1 pseudogene is annotated in these 1,601 nt (G+C 67.5%); it reads right to left on the bottom strand.

From position 1 onward, the window contains the following. Positions 1-1,601: pseudogene (locus tag A1351_RS02995) on the bottom strand (error-prone DNA polymerase); the annotation flags it as partial.

The following is a 1,601-nucleotide window of genomic DNA, read 5'->3' as shown; positions in this document are numbered from 1 at the left end:
GAGGGTGAGGGAGGGGGCCGCCGCCGAGCGCCCCACAGGGCATGATCCCCTTGGCCTCGAGCCGCGCGCGCAGAAACGCCATTGGATGCGCCTTCAGCGACAGCGACAGAAAGCGATAATCCTCCACTACCTCCGCCCCGAGCGGCATGGGCGGGAGGTTCGCGTCCTCCTCCTGCGGCGCGAAGGAGAGCGCGCGCAACAGCGGGAGATCGTCCTTGTCGCCGGCGCGATTGAGCGCCTGCACGGCCCAGAGCGCGTCGCGTCGCGGCAGGCCGAGCGAGGCGAAGGCGCCGGCCTCCGCCAAGCGCTCGAGCGTCGATGGCTCGAGCCCGCCGCGCAGCCATAGATTGCGCACGGAATCATAGCCCGCGCCGCGCTTCGCCACGAGGCGCTTCATGTCCGCTTCGCGCAGGCCGACGATCTGGCGGAAGCCGAGCCGCACATCATGCGTCGCGCGAATGTCGCCGGCCATGGAGGCGTGGCGCGAATGCAGCGGCGTCGCCTGCGCGCGCGTCTCCAGCGTGCAATCCCAATCGGAGGCGTTCACATCGACCTCATGGATGCCGACGCCATGTTCCTGCGCGTCGCGCACGATCTGCGCCGGGGCGTAGAAGCCCATGGGCTGCGCGTTCAACAAGGCGCAGCAGAACACGTCCGGGTAGCGGCATTTGAGCCAGGCGGAGGCATAGACGAGCAGGGCGAAAGACGCCGCGTGACTCTCGGGGAAACCATAGGAGCCGAAGCCTTCGATCTGCCCCCAGCAGCGCTCGGCGAATTCGCGGCTATAGCCGCGCGCCTCCATGCCGGCGAGCATTTTGGCGCGGAAGGTTCCGATCGTGCCGACGCGCTTGAACGTCGCCATGGCGCGGCGCAGCCGGTCCGCCTCGTCTGGCGTGAAGCCGCCGGCGACGATGGCGATGCGCATCGCCTGCTCCTGAAACAAAGGCACGCCGAGCGTCTTGCGCAGCACCTGCTCGAGCTCTTTCGAGGGAAAGGACACCTTCTCCTTGCCGATACGACGGCGGAGGTATGGGTGAACCATATCGCCCTGAATGGGGCCGGGCCGCACGATCGCCACCTCTATGACGAGATCGTAGAACTCCCGCGGCCGCAGCCGCGGCAGCATGGACATTTGCGCGCGGCTCTCGATCTGGAACACGCCGATCGTATCGGCGCGCGAGATCATGTCATAGACGCTTTCCTCTTCCGCCGGGATCGACGAGAGACGATGCACGACGCCATAGCGCTCGGCCAGCAGGGCGAGGCCCTTGCGCAGGCAGGTGAGCATGCCCAGCGCCAGCACATCGATCTTCAATATGCGCAGCGCGTCGAGATCGTCCTTGTCCCATTCGATCGTCGTGCGGCCTTCCATGGCGGCGGGGGCGAGCGGGACGATCTCGTCCAGCCGATCGCGCGTGATGACGAAGCCGCCCGTATGCTGCGAGAGATGGCGCGGAAAGCTGGTCAGCTCGCGCGTCAGCTCCAGCGCCTTGGCGAGGCGCGGCTCGCGCTCACCCTCCCCTTTAAGGGGAGGGTCGGCCGGCGATAGCCGGACGGGGTGGGGTTCAACGGCAAAGACTCGGGGTTTCACCCCCTCCCGA

The sequence above is a fragment of the Methylosinus sp. R-45379 genome (assembly GCF_001644125.1).
Lineage (GTDB): Bacteria > Pseudomonadota > Alphaproteobacteria > Rhizobiales > Beijerinckiaceae > Methylosinus.
This window is presented reverse-complemented; position numbering and strand designations above follow the sequence as displayed.